Origin of the sequence: Limnofasciculus baicalensis BBK-W-15 (genome assembly GCF_024178385.1) — a bacterium.
In the GTDB taxonomy this organism is placed as follows: Bacteria; Cyanobacteriota; Cyanobacteriia; order Cyanobacteriales; family Coleofasciculaceae; genus Limnofasciculus; species Limnofasciculus baicalensis.
The window spans coordinates 1-17,765 of the sequence record NZ_JAMZMM010000101.1; the positions used below are offsets into that span (position 1 = coordinate 1).

Sequence of the window (17,765 nt, forward strand, 5' to 3'; positions counted from 1 at the left end):
TATCTGGATTGAAGGGGGGAGCAAGAGTATTATCTGGGTTTTTGCCAAATCCTGGGGCAATTGCTTCAATTAAATACTGATAATAGATTACTTGCTCCTCGCCGTATAAGGAATCTAATCCGTCTAAGTAAAGGACAGCTTTCTGAAACCAAGCTTCGCGCAATATCAGTTTCAATGTTGGTTGAAAGTTATTTTTATTTTCGATAATTACAGATAAATTTACGGTAATTAAGGGAACTTGGAGTTCTCCGGCTAAAGATGCTGCTGTTTGGAGTTTCCCTGGTATATCTGTTCCTTGGAAATAGAAGCTTAGAGGCTTATTTTCTTGACTATTTTGGCTAAGTAAGGTTTTGAATCCTTGTTTTAATTCGGGAGTTAAAGATAAATTAATCAGAGAAATAGTAGGGTGAATAAGTTGACAATAGGGGGCGAGTCGTTCGTCGATTCCGGGTTGGGCGAGGAGAAAGCGAACTATTTGGTTATCTAGATAAAATTCACGAGCTAAAAGGGTGGATTTGGCGCTAGTGCTATCTGGAACTAGATGTAATAAATTATGACGAATTAAAGGAGACTCTGAGGCAAAATGGATTCGTTTAGCTAGTTTATCTGCGGCATGAGGGCAGAGTAAATTGAGGGCTAAATCGACGCTAGGAAGCTTGCAGCGGATGTCGTCTTGGAGGTAGGCGTAGATGGCATCGTAGCGGCGATCGAGTTCCGGGGCGAGTGCGATCGCAATTATTTCTAAGTCGAAATCTGATAACTCGAATTGTTGCTGTAATTGGGCTAAACGGGAATCTGCTGGGATGAAATCTGAGGGGAGTTCTGTTTTCGCATTGGGGTAAAATAGGGGCACGCCGGGGGGATTAGAGAGCGAGCGACGTGCGTCTTCTGAATTAACATGTAAGCCGCGATAGGAGTCTGTATCAGTGGATTCCTGGTGGGTAATTTTGGTGAGAGCGATCGCATATTCTAGCCTTTGATCTAACCTTTGTAATAAGGGGAGTAGATTGTCGAGTGGGGAGTTAGGCATAGGGGATTTTTAGCAGTAACCGGGGGATCGCATCATGCTATCAAAGAAATCGCTTTGGTTTTAATAGAAGGTGTAGTCTCTGATTTCTGACGGCTCGATTGCCGATCGCACTTTGTAATTCCTCAATAGGATGAGTAGGAGATTGAGCGATTCTCTCTTGGAGGCGCTGCGCGATCGCTTTGTTAGCTGGCTTCTGATATGGCTGTCTCATGATGTTTTTCCCAAACTGCGGCGACGAGTTTTAGGTGACAATAAAATTGCCCCGACTCTTTCATCCTCTGCTACGGAAGATTCTACTTTATCAGAATTGGTGTACAATCGCGACGATCGTGCTAATTACTCATGCAACCTAGTATGATGGAATAGAGATTAGGCATTTGGGAATAAACTTCTCTTTCGATTCAATCACCATTTTGCAATATGTTTGATACGCCCATTCATTGTCTCCTTGTTGAATTGAGTCAACACATTGTTTGATAATGCGATATAAACCTTTCAAAATTTCTTCTTTATTCTCTTGTTCATGAATTGCTGCAACAATCTTAGGAGAGTGTTCATAATATAACTCGACCAGATCTTTCCCGTTGGACTTCGATAATAAGTAAGTATCCCTAAATCTTCGCAATGTCGTTAATTCTTCACAGTCATCACTTAATCCCAGATATTCCACGCAAGCAGTAGTCAAGAAACACTTACTTGGTCTGTAATTAGAATCACGTATAGTAGGAATAGGAACAAGTTCATGTTCCTCAGCAGCTTCATTCCAAACTTTACTTGCATTTTTAAAGTTCTCGGTACTACCACTGTTTTGAACTAACTGAAAGGGTTCAAGAAGTAGTTGTTGAACTCCTGCTGCCTTTGTCCATCCCCAACTAACAGTTCCTAAAGCTAGACCTTTATATTTCCCTTCTAAGACAACTGCCGTAGTTTCAAAAAGCATTTTTTGCTCTCGATTGGTATTCAAAAAGACTCTTGGATCGTCAGTTAGTATTGCATTCTGTCCATCATTCCTCCAGCGCTCTCCCAGTTGTGCGCCGACTTCTATGATTGGAGAATCTTCTTTAAAAGGATTTTCCCGCTCTGCTAAAATGGACGGTTGGTTATCTGTTAGCGTTTTTGACTTCTTACCACTCTCGGCATCTGACGAGCCATAAACGGGGTTAGAGTCACTTTGTCGATCTATTGCCCACCTTTCAGTCGATTTCAATACGTCTTTTTGTAATCCCGGATTTTCATCCGCTCCTATCACTCTCACTATCTGCATCAACCCAATTTTTACATTCTTAGGACAATGTTCATTGGGAGTAAACGTTATTTTTATATATGCACCAATCAGGGTACCGTTACCATAACCTTTTTCTCTTTTGACCGCGTAATTTGAATCAGAAAAAGTCCCTCCCCAGGCATCCACAGCCACTCGTTGGATCGCATCTCTATTAGGTGAAGAATTTGATGTGAGTTGTTGAGTAGAGTTAGCAGTAATTGGAGATTGAACAAAGGAATTTGATTCTATTGTTGCGTTGTGATGAACCTTATGACTTATTGTTTTGGCTTTAGCTCCCATGATGTCCGCTTCTCTTTCTAAGTTTGGACTATCGTCGATCGCTATTCCATTCTTTAACTTAAAACTTGGTTTTACTCTTCCCTGCTTTTGCTGTACTATATGCCACGCTTCATGAGGTAAATGCTTTTCCTGTCCAGATGCCACATGAATATCTGTTCCCTGAGTGTATGCTAATGCCTGTACATCGGTAGGTTTAGAGGAATTGTAGTGAACCCTTACATCATCCATCCCTATCCCAGAGAGGTTTTCTATCCCTGTTTTCAGTTGATCCGGTAGTCCAGTTTTATTTTCTGGCTGTACTTCGGACACACTGACACTATCAGCTTCCTTTGCTTGAATGGGTTCGTTATTCTGGATAGTTTGAGACTCTGCTAGCAATTCATGAGATAAACCCTGAAATAGCGGTTTGGTTTGTACTAAAGGTTGGTTGGCTAGGAGTTGGTTAACGGCGCGATTGCCAATCGAGCCTTGCAATTGTTCGATTGGATGAGTGGAAGAATGGGTGATTTGGGTTTGAGGGGGCGCGATGGCTTCCCCTGATGGAGGCATTCCGTTTTGGGTTTTGCTTAGGTGTTGGTGTCTCATAAAATTTACCTCAGCTCCGATGGAAGTTTTTCTTTATTATCTGCGATCGCACTAAAATTAATTAAATTAATCATAATGACCACCTATGGCAAAAATATAAACATATTTATCATCAAATTTGTAAATAAGGCGATCTTTTTGAGAAATCCTTCTTGACCATAGCCCCGATAAATTATGTTTTAAAGCTTCTGGTTTTCCCGTTCCCGTAGCGGGATCTTCTCTCAGCATTTCTTTGATAAGTTTACAAAGATTTTTATGTAGGTTTTTGTCTTTTTGCCTAAGTTCTTCGTAAATTTCCCAGGTATTGCCCTCAAATACTAAGTATCTCATCTAGTTCTTCCTGATTGGGAGAGTAGCCTTTATTTTGGGTATGGGTAGCCAGAGAATGGGCAATCTGTTCCATTAAATTGCTATTTTGCAAAACCAGCAAAGTTTCTTGTTGTTGTTCCCAATCTTCAGCACTAATCACAATAAAATCTCGACCATTTTTGTCAGTAATTTTGATAGGAATATGTCGATCGATGACTTGTTCGATCAAGTCTTGGATGTTATTTTTAAATTGGTTGATGGTGATGGAATTCACAGCTTTCTCCTCGGATATAGTTTCTCAGTTGAAAGTTTAGTTTGTATTTTTGTCAAACCTCTCATAGTAAAATCTCCCGACATGGAGAGCGATGGCTTCGCCCGCCAGAGGCATCACGCACATCTCCCCAAATCTCATCCGGATTCACTTCAATCCCCTCGATCTTCATCTGTGCCTGAATGCTTTCCACTTTAGCCCAGAAGGCTTGCGGTTGGCTGACACGCTGATGGCGCTGAAGTTCGTGTTCGATCGCCTGAATCGCAAATTGGTCCAGTGTATCAGGGCTATCTACCATCAACTGTTGAAGCTGCGCTATCAGCTCATTTGGCAACACCAGGCTAATCGATTTCAATGCCATTACTGCCACCTTTAGCTAAACTTTCTCCATTTTACCAAAATCAATCAGATGCTCCCAAATAACCTGAGTTCGACGAAAATTGCTGAAACCCTGATGATTTCGTGAAAATCCTAAAAAACCCAATAAAATAGATCCTTTTGTAGCAAGGCTTTCAAAAACCGTCGAACTCACGTAAATAATATTGGGTAGCTTGATTATCAATCATTGAATGTATTAAATATCCTGCCAGTTCCGCTGTTCTCTATACAAAACTGCTAGGTAGTCAACAATATCGTCTCGATCTGTACTGAGCTTAAACATTTTGCCTGGATCGAAATTTACGCCGGGTGAGCGCATTTCCATAACAGCCGCTAATCGACCCTTCACCCTATCAGGTGCGATGTCGAGTGACCACGGATTCTTTGCATTCTCAAATACCTGATCGTTCGTGCCTGCAAATACCTCATCCAACCATGTTTGACAATCAAGACCAACTTGAGGCGCATAATAAAATACATCGTCAGTTGCAAGTCGGAGGTTAACAGTCAATATCTCACTCTTAACCCAAGCCGCCTGTGTTCCTCTTAACACTGTATTTGCATAACTATTCGATGCTACCAGGTCATTACAAACATCCGATAACTTACTCTTGTAGAACCAAGCAGTCCGGTTTTTGATATAGCCACTCTTCACATCAAAGCCCGCTACTAAATAGTTACTAATCAGCATCAGGAATCCGCGCAATTCGTCGATTTGTTGTCTCTGTTTCGACTTACCAACTAGATTGAATGTACTGAGTGTTAGTGGCGGAATCTGCGCCTTCACATTATCGATTAAAGTTGAGGCATTGGTCACAGCTTTTCCTGCTGCACCAGCTCGATCCCAGACCGATGTCTTACCTGTTGTTACAGTAGATACTGCTGTCATCGGGTTTGCCAAACGGTCTAAACGCGCTCCAACTGTAGCCTGTATTACTACTCGATCCAGTTCTTCATCTTCGAGTGTTTGCAGTCCGGGATAACCCATGAAAATGTCTGCTGGAGCGCCCCCAACATAGTTAGATAAAGGTTTCGGTGGGGGTGTACCAGAAACTTTGCTGCGTAAATTGACAAGCAAGTCTAACCAAGTGTTTGCAATCCTTTTGAAGCTTCTGATCGATTGGGTTTCATCAACTGGGGCACTCGCAAACTCGATAATAGGCCAATCATCGAAATCTTCGGTAGCATCCCGGGTGTGACGGGGAATATGATCTGGTGTAAGTTTTGAACCTCCCAGTACAGGAATCTCTAGAACGTGAGTTGCATCGAAAGCATCGTTTGGATCTACGTATTGTCCTAGATTTTCCTCTCTTGTAATCGGGATTCCTGTCTCTATCTCGAAGCCGATTTTTCGCTGAATGGTTCGCTTGAGTGACGGTGAAGCGTTTTGTGTGATGCTTTTTGCTGAGTTTGGTGTAATAGTTTCAATGTTTGCTTCTGCCGATCGATCTGCTTGGGCAATCGATCGATTTGCCGTGTGATGATTGCCCACACCATTCTGCTGCACCACATGGGTTAATTCATGAGCAATTAACTCCTCCCCACCCCGACTCCCAGGATTATATAAACCTTGTCTGAAGAAAATATTCTGTCCAGTGGTGAAAGCCTGAGCATTAATTGATTGATTGAGCTGATGAGATTGAGTATCAGTATGAACTTTTACTCCACTGAAGTCTGCTCCAAATGCCTGTTCCATTGGTTGCCGAATGGTATTTGCCAGGGGTTGACCGCTGGATTTTGACTGCTGAATTGATGTTGACAATTCCGGTGGAGCAGTCATACTATTTCCCTCACCTAGACGCTGCACTATTGGCTTCATTTGCAGTTCTTCATCTTCTTCAGGCGTTTGTTTCCGCTGAATCTGTGAATTTTCTTGCCCATTCATTTGACTGACAACTTGTTTGGCAATGCTATCGGCTTCTTGTTCGTATTTATCTCCAGGTGAGCCAATTGTCAGTTTGGGTTGAATTGCTAATTCATGAGATAAACCCCGAAATAGCGGTTTGGTTTGTACTAGAGGTTCACCTGCTAGGAGTTGGTTAACGGCGCGATTGCCGATCAAGCTTTGTAATTCTAAAATCGGATGAGGAGAATGTCGGGTAATTTGGGTTGGAGATGATGGGATCTCACCTTCTCGATGATTTGCGATCGCATTTTTGGTTTGACTCAGGTGTTGGTGTTTCATAAAATGGCTCTCTTTGAACTCATTGCAGCGATAACAAGATGCTGCTAAATTTTGGCGGTCATCTGTGCCTTCAAGAGAACAGGGGAGAATATGTTCTATAAGCAAAAGTATTCCAGTCAGCCGAGAGGAGATTTTACAGTATTCGCAGCGATAATCGGCTTGAAAAATAACTTGCTGTCGAAGTTTTTCTGGAATTCTCACAGCTATACAGGTAACTCTTTCAAGGGGGGCAACCGATGTCCGCGCCAGCGTAAAATAGACCAAGCATAGGCTTTGCGAAGCATCAGGAAATCGGCGGTTAATCGTAAGTTTGTCAGTTCCTCCTGTTCTTCTGGTGCAAGCAAACTTTCTTTGTTTTTCTCTAATAGTTCGAGATGACGCTGGTGCTGAGTTGGTTCTACTAAAGTATTAGCGATCCCTAGCAACTTCTCGATACTAAGGTTTTGCATCTTCAGCAACTCTGGCTGTATTTCTAGTGGAGCGTTTTCTACAGAAGGAGGCAGATTGCTAACCACACGTTGAGCAGCTAGCACTTCCACAGATTGTTGCGTTGCTGCGGCAATACGAACCAATTGGCGAAAGACGGGTTCGGGAAGCTCGATTGTCACTTGCTGAGTTGTCATCATGTTATCCCGGCTGTAGGTGACTCTTATAGGCTCTCTGACTTAAAGTTTAGCATACTAAATAAAAGTTGGACTGGTGTTAGATTCAACATATTTGCCATCTATGAGAACGTTGATTGTAAATTTTTCAGCGGTATATACCCATACTTCTGGAACTTCTAATGCTTCATAAATATCGAGGGTAGTCTTGGATGTGACATCTGCTTCAATTGCTAAGTCTGGTGGTAGGTTGTATCTCTACAATCAATCCATCATGTAATTCGTAGCGCATATTCTCTGGCAGCCAGTCAATAAACTCATCAAAGGTTAGTAGTTTTGGTAGTGTTTGAATCATGGAAAGCCTGCTTATGTTACAACTTCTGTGTTAACAGTTTCAGGTGGCTGATTACGATTTTCGGCAACTTCAGATGCTTTATTTAATTCTTCTTCGATTACCTGAATCGCACCGCTAATCCGGAGTAATGTTTCTCGGATATTTGCTTGTTTTGCTTCTAAATCTGCCAGGATTTTTTGTCCAGATTCAAATTCGACTTTGAGGGATTGGAGGCGTTGTTCGAGTTGTTGTTTCATGAAATTATTTTTCCGTTTTCAATAATGGTTGGACAATTATTAGATTATAGTTCCACGGCAATCAAACTTCTTGAATCTTTATACCAACACGCTGTTATTGTCCCGTATTCTGCCAGCCACTGAATTTTAATTGTGTGAGAACCAGCCTTGAGTATTTCTAAATAGTTGAGAGCTACATCTCTTAATTCCCAACCTTTATTGTGAAATTCATGTAGTGTATAAGCCTTTGGCACTCCATCAACTAACAACTGAAATTGAGCCCTTTCATTTTGTACGTCGCCACATTGAACACCTCCAGTTTTAAATAAAATTAATACTGGATTGTCCCCAGTAGTTACAGTCATCGACATATCGGGCATATCAATCCAGCTTTTTGAATTGGTTTCCACTTTATTATTAGCGAAGACTTGATTTCTAAGATTTTGGCATTTAATTTTTCCTGCCACGTCCAATTTGGCAGTGGGTGAACTTGTCCCGATACCGACATTGCCATTCGCTCTCAGACTCATCACCTGTTGAGGCATAAAATTACCATCTGTAAGGTTTATATCTAGCTGAGTACGAGCATCGGTTCCTGCATTTTCATACCGCTTGAGTCGAAAATCAGCCATATTTCCCCAAGACTGATTGTTAACACCATCTCGAATGAGTGCCAAAACTGACTCAGGATTGTTGGGAATTGTACCACCATTGGGTGTTTTTGAAATTACTAATAGTTGGGCAGATGTGTTGTCTTGATAATATGACAAGTTGGATGGATAACCGATGCTGACTTTACTATCATTTCTGACGAGTAAAATATTTTTTCCATCTGAATCGGTGATGTTTAGTGCTGTCCCTGTATTGTCTTTTGTTGAACCTTTAACCTCTAACTTGGCTCCCGGACTTGTCGTGCCGATACCAACATTGCCACCATCCAGCGTCAGGGTATGTAGGCTGCCAATGTCTCCTGGATTATCTTTATTGTTGGCATCAAGAAACTTCCAGACATAAAAGTCAATGGCATTACCACTTCTGGCTCCGCCGTTATGACGAGTTTTTATGGTATGGCGGTATTGATCTGTATTGCTGTACCCCAGTGTGAGTTGATTACTATTATAGTTAGCGTTACTATTACCACTTCTCAATTGCAGTGATATCTGTCCAACTGTATCAGCAGCACCACTGATATCTAACTTCGCCGTAGAACTCGCTGTGCCGATACCAACATTGCCACCTCTTGGATTAAGCATCAAAGGTCGAAATGTGGGATTTGGGGTATTTTGTGTAACTACCTGAATAGATCCATAATCCTTAGTCGTATGATAGCCAAGCACCAGTTGATTATTGGTATTAGTGGCACCCTGGATTAATAACTGTTGGGCATCATCCGATGCTGAATAATCAGCTTTGATAGTGAGTTTTCGGTCTGGAGAAGTCGTACTTATGCCGACATTACCATCGCTTCTGACATATAATTCCTGCCCAGTACTTCCAATCAATACATTTGAGTTTTGCGAAGCAAAATTGAGAAAAAGATTCTTACCATTGGTCTTCGCACCAATATTCCAACCCGCTGGAGATCCAGTCATTTGTAGCTGACCCATTCCGCTACCAGCAAATAAAATATCGATAAAATCTGATGTAGAATTGGCAATTTTTAATTTAGATGCACCTGGATCTGTCGTACCTATGCCGACATTACCAGTCACAGAAAGATTCCCACCCAAATTAGCATTAGTAGCAGATATATTCCCACTAACTTTTAAATCACCGCCGCTAACCTCCAGTTTGGTTGCCGGACTTGTCGTACCAATACCAACATTACCAGAAGGCATTAAAGCGATATGATCGTTAGCATCATTGGCTATGCCAATTTCTAAAGTTAACTGCTCTTTTTCTGAAGCACTTATGGAATTAGGATTCCGTGAATAATAGCGTATCCAGGCGGCATCTCCACCACCACCACCACCAGGGTTTTCAGGAAACATAATCCCTTTAGTTGAATCATTACCTGCACTGGGTTTAATTGCACCTGAGATCGAAAGGTTGTTAGTCAATTCGGCATCAGTAGCAGAAATCTTACCAGTCGCAGATAAACTATTCCCTGTAATGCTACCAGTAGCTTTAATGTTCCCCGATACTTCTAATTTTTGAGTACCAGGAGTAGTACCGATACCGACATTGCCAGTTAATGTGGCATTAGTAGCAGACATATTCCCAGTAACTTTTAAATCACCGCCGCTAACTTTCAAATTACCGCCACTAATTTCCAGTTTTTCTGTCGGCGGATTTGTCGTACCAATCCCGACATTACCAATCACAGAAAACGTACCAGCAATGTTTAAACTTCCATTCAATTCAGCTAGAGATTTGTTTTCACCCTTTTGGGCACGGAGGGTGATTTCTCCATCATAGCTAGGCAAGCGCAAACCAGAATATACACGAACACTATTATTGATTGTGTCGATAACGGCATTGCTGATTGTTACTTTGGCTAAGGGAATAGAAGCTGTAAGATTGTCTAAACTTAATTGAAATTTAGGCTTTTCTTGCCAACGCCTGCTGTCGGTAATATCATCTCCTGCATTTTGTTGATCAGTTTTTTGTTCGTCATATCCAATATATAAGGTGTAAGTGCCATTAGGAATTGCAGCATTATTATTGCTGAAAATTTCTGTTAAATTTACTACTGTGTTCGGTAAGTTCGGGGGATTTAGTAAAATAATTTGTCTTCCTTGAATATCTATCGCACTCCCCTCTGAGATATTTACGACTAAATTACCGTCTCCTTTCTCAACTTTCAGCCCCTCAGCAATGCCGGAAATATGGAGTAGGTGGTGGTGCCAGCGTTGGCGATCAATGTGGTATTGTTGTTCGTCTTGAAAGTCTTCTTCTAAGAGATACTGTCCGGCAAAATAATTCGGACGTTTGTCGGTTGGGTTCGTAATTCCATCGGCTGCCATAATTTTTGTCTCCTTTGTTCACGATGTTTTCTAGACTGTTTATTTTTTGGTTGTTGGGGAATGCCCACCAAAGCAGTTATTGAAACTTATTAAGTTTCAACTTTTACCGTTCCCAGGAAAGTATTACCATCTTTATCTTCATCGTACTTTGGTTTGTATATTTTTAACCCACGCGGCAAAGATAATTTATATTCTTGTGACTGAGTTTCCGATTTAAGTTGTGACTGAGTTTCCGGTTTAGATTCAGAGTAAGTAGTTGTAATCAAGAGGGAACCTTTAGCCTCGCTCACGCTCAAGTTGTCAATTGCGACATACCAATTTTTCACTGTCTTAATTTCCTCTTCACTTAAAGTATAGCTGACTTCAAGATCGCCTGTGCCGATTTTATAACTGTAAATTTTCACTTGTCCTAACCCTCCTTTAATACTCAATCTCAGATTATTATTTCCCCCCTCTGGGCGCTTAATTGTGGCTCTAATCATGTATGTTACCCGATAACCCACTAAATACAAAAAATTAATTGGCTTGATATTAACTCCATAAAGATTGCCCGTAATCCGCATCGACGGGACTTGAATTTTCAAGCCGTAATAAGTATGAGCAGGCTTTTCTTGGTTGATAATTGCCTTAGCGATTCGGACTTGCTGTTCGTAAAGGCTTGACTCTAGTCTGGACAGTTTCAGTTCAACTTGAAAGTAGTAGGGGGGAAAATAATCTTCCTCATAAATTGTGACATTATCTGGTAAATCGACACTTCTTAAATAGAGGCTTAAAACTTGTTTCAATCCCTCTTTAGTACCACGAAGGTGATAGAAGTGAACAATTCTTTTGATGAACTCACGCCGAGTGCTAGGTTGCCAATCATCCCTCAGACTTAAACCCACCCAACTAGCTAGCCAAGGGAGAAATTCCTCTGGTGTTAAATCAGGATCAAAGTAGGTATGAATCGATTCAATTACTGCTTCTAATCCGGGTGGATTAGAGGTTGAACTTTCGATAATTCCTGGGTTGATTCGAGGCGGAAAATTTTCCCCCGTTAAAATCTTTTCAAACGCCAGGAGAAACTCACCAATCAATTCATCAGTTTGAAGTGTCGCTGGAAGATATTTAATGTAATCGCTGCTATTTCCAGACATTGCCAGATCGATCCTTAAATATGAAAGTTAACTTGTCTACACTAACTAATTCGTCGTCTTCGAGAAGAATGTCGGTGGTACTTTGATTTTCATCTGTTTTATCCGGTGTGGAAAGTTTCACATTGTCAACGTAATCTACTCCCGATACTTTATCTAATAAAGCATAGAGTTCTGAAACATAAACATTGCGGCCAAACGGCCAACCGCCACCATGCCAATAAGTTCCCGATTCTATAGGATTGAAGCAGGTTCTGATTTCTATTTGGGCATCTCGATCAACTTTATTTCTATCAGCACCGTCTTCTAAATATAAGTCAGCCTCGATGTTAACTTTTCTATAATTGGGTAGTACGACGTGAAGGCGAGTTGTCAGTAATTTTCGATCATCTAGCCATTTTTTTAATTCATTCATTTGCTCTTTTGTTAAGTTATTATTAACGGGAACGATAACTAAACTGATGTCACTATGAGCTTCTTTTTTGCCCGATCCTAAATTGCCTGCTTCTTTTCTCTCTGATTCTAAATTGCGTTGAGGTAGAACTTTTACCCGTTTAATCAGGCTAGCTTTCTCCCAGTCTTTTAAAATGAGTTGCTCAAAATCTTCAGTAGTAACAGCCCGATAGCGCTGCCGCAATGCTACAATAGTTAGGCGAATTTCTTCGTGAATGACTGCTGATCGTACTTCTGATTCTACTGGATCGTTAGGCAATTTCCATTGTAGATCTGGATCTTTGAGTAATTTTAAAAACATTTCGTAATTGCGATCGCTCACTTGGTTAACACGATAAAGTGTCATTTCAGTTAACCAAGCTAGCAATTCAATCAGGACAATTCCCGGATCGCTAGGGTTGTGATCTGTCCATTCAGGAGATTCGATTGGGATAAGAGATCTTGCCTCTTCTACTAAATCAGCATAAGTGCGATCGTCAAGATTAGGTAGCGGTATGGACATTTATTAACCTCCTATAGTTGTAATATTATGAATCCCAGAAAAAATGAGAAAGGGTTCTGAAGGTTCTGGCGGTTTTGGCGGTTCTGGTTTGATTTTTACCAATAAAGAACGGACATAATCTACATAATTAATCGCTTCAATTAAGGCATAAAAATCTGACTGGTGGGGTTCCCTACCAAATGCCCATCCTTCTCCGCTGACACCTCCTGTAAGCGGATGGAGAAAACTTTCTAAACGCTGGATAACAGTATTTCTCACCGTATCGGTAAATTCCCAGGAAGTCGGCACAACTTCTGCTGTCACCGAAACTTCCAGCCATTGGGGGCTGCCAACCCAAAGACTAAGTGTAGGAGAAGCGCGATCGCGGATATAATTTTCTACGCGCTCAATTAGTGCTAAACTGGGGATGGGTTGGGGAGAATGATTGCGAGGTACTATTAATAGTTTGACTAAGCCTGGGTTCTTTTTTTCAATCAGTTGTTGATGGTTTTCTGAGTTATAATTGGGATTATTTGGATCTAACCACAACTCCTCAGACAGGGAATCGCAAATAAGTGGAATTCCTTTGACTCTGGCAATATCTGGAGATGCTTCGTAAGCTAAATCTTCAATATCTTGAACGCTGACAGCTCGATTTCGATGGCGGAGAAATTTGGCTCCTCTTTCTTTGACTCTTTCGATGGATTCTTGATTGCTTCCGCCGCCAGCAGGTTCTAAATTGGTGACGCTATCTATATAAGGAATGGTAGTTTTAAGCTGAGTGATTCTTTGAGCAGCAAGGTTTCCGCGTATTCCGCCTCCGGTGCGATAGGAAGATATGCGAATATTATTGCGATTTTGGGGAGGAATTATGCCATGTTTTCCGTCACCAAATTCGATTTCTCCTGTTAAACGATTGACGACATAGTGTCTATCTCTAGCTCCGGAGGCGTAAAAGTCGCTGACTTCATGCCATGTAATCCAGACTGATTCAATTTCTCCAGTATCGTTGCGGCGAATAGTTATTGCTGTTTCTCCTTCTAGGGATTTGATGGTATTTTGTTCTTCTGTGGATGGTATTTCTGATTCTTGTATTTCAAGTTTTTGTTCGAGTAAGATTGGGGTTTGGCTGGTGGTAAAAATTTGGTTTGGTTTGCCATTGCTGGAGCCGAGTATTTCGTTAAATATTGTTGTGGATTGGGTTGCCCAAGTGGTATTTGTGAGGAAGGCTTTGAGTTGGGGTTGGACGCGAAATTGGCTGTTTTGCCAGTTTTGATAACGAATTCGCAGCCAATATAAGGATTTGCCAAATTCGGTTTTGGCAGTTAAGCCTGTTGGTGCGATAAATCGAATGATTCCTCTTTCGGCAAAGGTGCTGGTTTCATCTTCGACTGCTAATTTCTGCCAAGTCTGAGAATTATAATATTCCCAGACTAGTTGGGGCGATGTGAGGTTAGTAGTGTTAATATTAGTTGCTGAAACTTCGTTGGGATTGGGAGATTCTACTTGGGCATAGAGGGAAATCGCGCGGTTAGCAAAAGGTTTGTCGAATCCTAAATATAAAGTTGGCTCGGTGTCTTCTGTGAGGGTGAAGGGTTGCCAGGGGTTATTTTGATTGGCTTGATTTTTGCGATCGCAATAGTTAAAATTATTATAAGTTTGACATGCTGACAGGGGAGTATCGCCAGAATTGTAGCTATAGCTGAGTGTTAGGGATGCTACTGATGGCGGACCAAAAATTGAGGTGGAATTGAGCAATATACTGGTTCCCGATTCCCGCTGTTTGGTGATTCCTCCATTCAAGGTGATAAGATTATTGGTAAAATCAATACTAGTAATAATTGCTCCTTCGCGATTGCTACCGGAATCAATCCAAATACTATCGTCAATCATGAATCCTCGCAGGCTATTAATTTTAATTTTGGTACTGCCTTTATCGGCTTTTTCTACAAGTATGGCAAAAGTAGTCAATTGATTGGCAGTTTCTGTACCGTAATTACCTTTGACAATTCTGGCTCGCACCCAATATCCGTTTTCTCCCCCTAGATTTGTTGACTCTATCTGGGGGGGTAAGGTAAAACTAATCTTGTCACTTTTGGTAAGGTTTTCCGTCAAATCCTTAAAGTTATCATTTTTCACTGATTCCCAATTATTGCCATTCCAAACTTCCCAATTAATCTCTAAATCGGTGGAAGGGTTAACTGGTGTGGGTGGGGTATCGCTGAGTTTGACATCGACTGTCACTTTGGCTTTAGGTTTGGCAAACTTAGGCTCGATTGCGATATAAAAAGTGTCGTTGAAACGGGGTTGCTCCCCAAAAGGATAGAAATCTTTACTTAAGTCAAGTGTCGTACCGTTGCCAAAGCATAATTCCGGTTTGATAGGATTACTCAAAACTTCGGCAGTAACCATAATCCTGCCAAAATATAGTAACGAGTTTTCAGTTAAAGGCTGGGTAAATTCAGCCCGCAACCACGGGGCATTGATTTGGTTAATGGTGAGCTGAGTGGGAATTGGCATATTTGCGATCGCAATTTGCCATAAATTATTGGTTACTGTGGAATTTACTGGTAACAATTGCCAATTTACGCCATCCCAATAACGCCAAGTAATCGGAGCGAGTGCTGCCGCAGTTACTGGAGCGGGCAAGTTAATTTTTAAGGTAACATTTTTGGATGCGGGTAGGCTAAAAAGATTGTCGCAAGCAATGTAGAGATAATGAGGGATTGCCTCTGCCCCTACAAATATCGGAAAAGGTTTATCTTCTTGGCTACATTCACTATATAAATCCCCATTAGGCTGTCGGACAAATATAGCTTGTAGCTGAGAGGTTGTCATTACCAAATCTCTTTCTGTCTCGAAGACAACTTCCTCTGTTTCTCCCTCAAGGGGAGGTGCAGCAACTTGCGTGCCTGCTGGAATTACAATTAATTTATCCTCAGTAACACCATTAACTAAAGAAAAAGTGAGGGGGACTTTAGCAGGTTGGGGCGGTAAAATTTGAGTACCGAGGATATCCAGAAAAGCCATAAAGTTCTTTTCTGGCACTTGATTGAGACGTGCGATAGCTAAATTCGCCATCCGACTAAAAATACGAATAAGTGCCAAACCGGGGTCTGGTTTTTCGGGTTTGTACCAACCTTTGATTTTGACTTTGACTTTTTTTAAATTATCAATATTTTCGATATAATCTGCCAAATCTCGGTCGATTAACGTTCCATCTAATATTATCTTATTGTCAGTAATTTTAATATCTTCTGCGAGAGTGCGATTGCGTAAAAATTCAGCTTTATTCTCCACCAACTCAATCTCATCCCCAGCCGTAAAATGTTGAACCAAATTTACCGTTTGTTCAACAATATCATCATAACTCCGGTTGTCAATTTTCGGCGGCACTAACATAGCAATTATCCCAAATAAAACGGATAAACCAAATTGAATCGATTATTCGTACTTCTCACTTTATAATTAATCTGAATCAGAAGTTGATTTTGTCGATTATGCTCCCCATAAACATCCACATTCAATACATCAATACGCGGCTCCCATTCAATCAAAGATTCAGTAACCTCACTAACAATTTCCCCAATAGTTGCCGCACTATTACTAGCAAAAACTAAATCATGAATACCACAACCAAAATCCGGGCGCATCAGCCTCTCACCCTTAGCTGTACTCAAAATTGTCCAAATTGACTGATAAACGCAATCCTCATATTTCGCCGTCACAACTCTACCATCTTCATCCAACCTAACTGGAGATGTCCATCCCACACCCAGAAAATCACCACTCATCATAACCTCCTCTTTGCGCTCTTTGCGTTTTCCTTTGCGCCCTACTCTGGCGAGAAGCCGCTCCGCGTCTATGCGTTAAAAAAAAGAAATTTAGCCACCATTCCCACCCACATTATCCCCCAATAAACACATTTCCCGGCACACCCACCCCCGCTGCAATAACACCGTGAGGAGGAGGTATTTCACTACAAGTTTTCACCTTATCTCCTATCCGTGCCACAGGTTTTCCCTCAATATTAACCGAGCCACTTCCTTCCATAATTTCAAATTCATTATTCGGGGGATTAACATATCCTAATGGCGCAGTACCCGGTGGTGGTAAAGGAGGATGTGCTTGAGCTTTGCCTTTACTACCTTTTAAAGCAACAAATTTACCACCAATCTTGACATTAGTACTAAGATTTTGGTCAATTATCGCTGTAAAAGGATGGGGCAATTGTGCAACAACTGGTGGTGGCAGTGGTGCGCCAGGTGGTTGCCCTTTCACTTGATGGTTACAATTTGTTGTAACTAAATCGCCTTGTCTGGCTGCTGGTTGACTCATGATTTTCTCCTTTAGAGAATGGGAAAGAGAGTTTTGAGTTTTAAACTAATAAATGTCAATTCTATGGGAAATGGGGATAGTGTTAATTCAAAATTTAAAGAGGGCAAGTCGATTGAGCTTATTCGTTATTACGAGATGCTCCTCCCCTAAACTAAATCGCTTCCTCTTTCAATTAATATTGACTATATTGCCTTTTATATTCAATTGCGGTCCTCCTTTCAAGTCCATATTTTGGCTAGCTGTAATTTTAATCTCGGCTTGGGAATCAATTTCAATTCCATTCCCCTTCAGTTTGAGTTTTCCTTGGCTAGACTGGATGGTAATGTCAGCATCAGCGACGATTGTGATGGTATTATCTTTGGTACTAATGACAATGCTATTTTTGGTAGATTTATCAATTATCTCAATTTTCTCGTCTCCTTCTGTATCGTCTAATCGAATAATATTCCCGCTACGAGATTTAATCAGTCGTTTATTATTCTTGCCATCACTATTGGTATCTGGTGGCTTATCTTTTCCATTCCAAAGCGCTCCTAAAATATAGGGAAATTCAATCATCCCATGCTCGAATGCCACCAATACCTCATCCCCAACTTCCGGCAAAAAGTAAATACCATAACCTTTCCCCGCCATCGGAGTTAGTACTCTCGCCCAAAAGCTTTCATCTGTATCTGAAAGCCAAGGAAACTTTACCTTAATTCGCCCAAATCCTTCTTCATCTTGGTTATTCGTCACCTCAGCAATAGTTACACCATAAAAACGTCCCTCTCTATCGGATTCACTCAAAGCATTAGACAGTAAATTTATGCCAATCATATTAAGCTACTCCCAAAATAAATTCATAAAGATGATATAAATTACCTAGTCAAAAATTAAAACTTATTCTTCCCACTCCCCACT

The 17,765-nt window shown here is 41.1% G+C and carries 16 protein-coding genes and 2 pseudogenes; 1 reads left to right on the top strand and 17 read right to left on the bottom strand.

Going from position 1 to position 17,765, the window contains the following annotated elements; genetic code table 11:
- Positions 1-1,030 (bottom strand): annotated as a pseudogene (locus NJ959_RS12125) (ATP-binding protein); the annotation flags it as partial.
- Positions 1,031-1,172: 142 nt separating this feature from the next.
- On the opposite strand from NJ959_RS12125, the gene NJ959_RS12130 reads away from it, so the two are divergent.
- Entirely contained in the window at positions 1,173-1,388 is a 216-nt protein-coding gene (locus tag NJ959_RS12130) for a hypothetical protein (RefSeq protein WP_254012013.1), read from the top strand.
- Here the strand turns inward: NJ959_RS12130 and NJ959_RS12135 are convergent.
- The 16 genes and pseudogenes from NJ959_RS12135 to NJ959_RS12210 all read right to left on the bottom strand — a co-directional run bounded on the left by NJ959_RS12135 (position 1,380) and on the right by NJ959_RS12210 (position 17,681).
- Positions 1,380-3,179, bottom strand: a complete 1,800-nt coding sequence (locus NJ959_RS12135; protein WP_254012014.1) for an eCIS core domain-containing protein — start codon at positions 3,177-3,179, stop codon at positions 1,380-1,382. The two genes, NJ959_RS12130 and NJ959_RS12135, sit on opposite strands and share 9 nt — an antisense overlap.
- A 66-nt stretch (positions 3,180-3,245) precedes the next feature.
- A complete protein-coding gene (locus NJ959_RS12140; protein WP_254012015.1) occupies positions 3,246-3,509 on the bottom strand; it encodes a Txe/YoeB family addiction module toxin in 264 nt (87 codons plus the stop codon).
- Positions 3,490-3,762: a type II toxin-antitoxin system Phd/YefM family antitoxin gene (locus NJ959_RS12145; protein ID WP_254012016.1), complete on the bottom strand. Its 273-nt coding sequence runs from the start codon at positions 3,760-3,762 to the stop codon at positions 3,490-3,492. The genes NJ959_RS12140 and NJ959_RS12145 overlap by 20 nt, the downstream gene beginning before the upstream one ends.
- Positions 3,763-3,823: 61 nt before the next feature.
- Positions 3,824-4,120, bottom strand: coding sequence for a hypothetical protein (locus NJ959_RS12150; protein ID WP_254012017.1), 297 nt, complete (start codon positions 4,118-4,120; stop codon positions 3,824-3,826).
- 213 nt (positions 4,121-4,333) lie between these two features.
- Positions 4,334-6,523, bottom strand: coding sequence for an eCIS core domain-containing protein (locus NJ959_RS12155; RefSeq protein WP_254012018.1), 2,190 nt, complete (start codon positions 6,521-6,523; stop codon positions 4,334-4,336).
- A gap of 2 nt (positions 6,524-6,525) precedes the next feature.
- A complete protein-coding gene (locus NJ959_RS12160) occupies positions 6,526-6,948 on the bottom strand; it encodes a hypothetical protein (protein ID WP_254012019.1) in 423 nt (140 codons plus the stop codon).
- 60 nt (positions 6,949-7,008) lie between these two features.
- Positions 7,009-7,170 (bottom strand): annotated as a pseudogene (locus tag NJ959_RS30685) (Uma2 family endonuclease); the annotation flags it as partial.
- Positions 7,151-7,279, bottom strand: a complete 129-nt coding sequence (locus NJ959_RS12170; protein WP_309242611.1) for a hypothetical protein — start codon at positions 7,277-7,279, stop codon at positions 7,151-7,153. The gene NJ959_RS12170 and the pseudogene NJ959_RS30685, both read right to left, overlap by 20 nt.
- An 11-nt stretch (positions 7,280-7,290) precedes the next feature.
- Positions 7,291-7,515, bottom strand: a complete 225-nt coding sequence (locus tag NJ959_RS12175; RefSeq protein ID WP_254012020.1) for a hypothetical protein — start codon at positions 7,513-7,515, stop codon at positions 7,291-7,293.
- Positions 7,516-7,559: 44 nt separating this feature from the next.
- Positions 7,560-10,460, bottom strand: coding sequence for an autotransporter outer membrane beta-barrel domain-containing protein (locus NJ959_RS12180; protein WP_254012021.1), 2,901 nt, complete (start codon positions 10,458-10,460; stop codon positions 7,560-7,562).
- An 89-nt stretch (positions 10,461-10,549) separates the two neighbouring features.
- Positions 10,550-11,596, bottom strand: coding sequence for a phage tail protein (locus tag NJ959_RS12185; RefSeq protein ID WP_254012022.1), 1,047 nt, complete (start codon positions 11,594-11,596; stop codon positions 10,550-10,552).
- On the bottom strand, positions 11,583-12,548 hold the full coding sequence (locus NJ959_RS12190; RefSeq protein WP_254012023.1) for a baseplate J/gp47 family protein: 966 nt from the start codon (positions 12,546-12,548) through the stop codon (positions 11,583-11,585). The genes NJ959_RS12185 and NJ959_RS12190 overlap by 14 nt, the downstream gene beginning before the upstream one ends.
- A 3-nt stretch (positions 12,549-12,551) precedes the next feature.
- Entirely contained in the window at positions 12,552-15,929 is a 3,378-nt protein-coding gene (locus NJ959_RS12195) for a putative baseplate assembly protein (protein WP_254012024.1), read from the bottom strand.
- A 5-nt stretch (positions 15,930-15,934) separates the two neighbouring features.
- On the bottom strand, positions 15,935-16,321 hold the full coding sequence (locus tag NJ959_RS12200; RefSeq protein ID WP_373693650.1) for a GPW/gp25 family protein: 387 nt from the start codon (positions 16,319-16,321) through the stop codon (positions 15,935-15,937).
- 112 nt (positions 16,322-16,433) lie between these two features.
- Complete coding sequence (locus tag NJ959_RS12205) at positions 16,434-16,865, bottom strand: PAAR domain-containing protein (RefSeq protein ID WP_254012026.1); 432 nt, start codon at positions 16,863-16,865, stop codon at positions 16,434-16,436.
- A gap of 168 nt (positions 16,866-17,033) precedes the next feature.
- On the bottom strand, positions 17,034-17,681 hold the full coding sequence (locus NJ959_RS12210; protein ID WP_254012027.1) for a phage baseplate assembly protein V: 648 nt from the start codon (positions 17,679-17,681) through the stop codon (positions 17,034-17,036).
- Between the last annotated feature and the right edge of the window lie 84 nt (positions 17,682-17,765).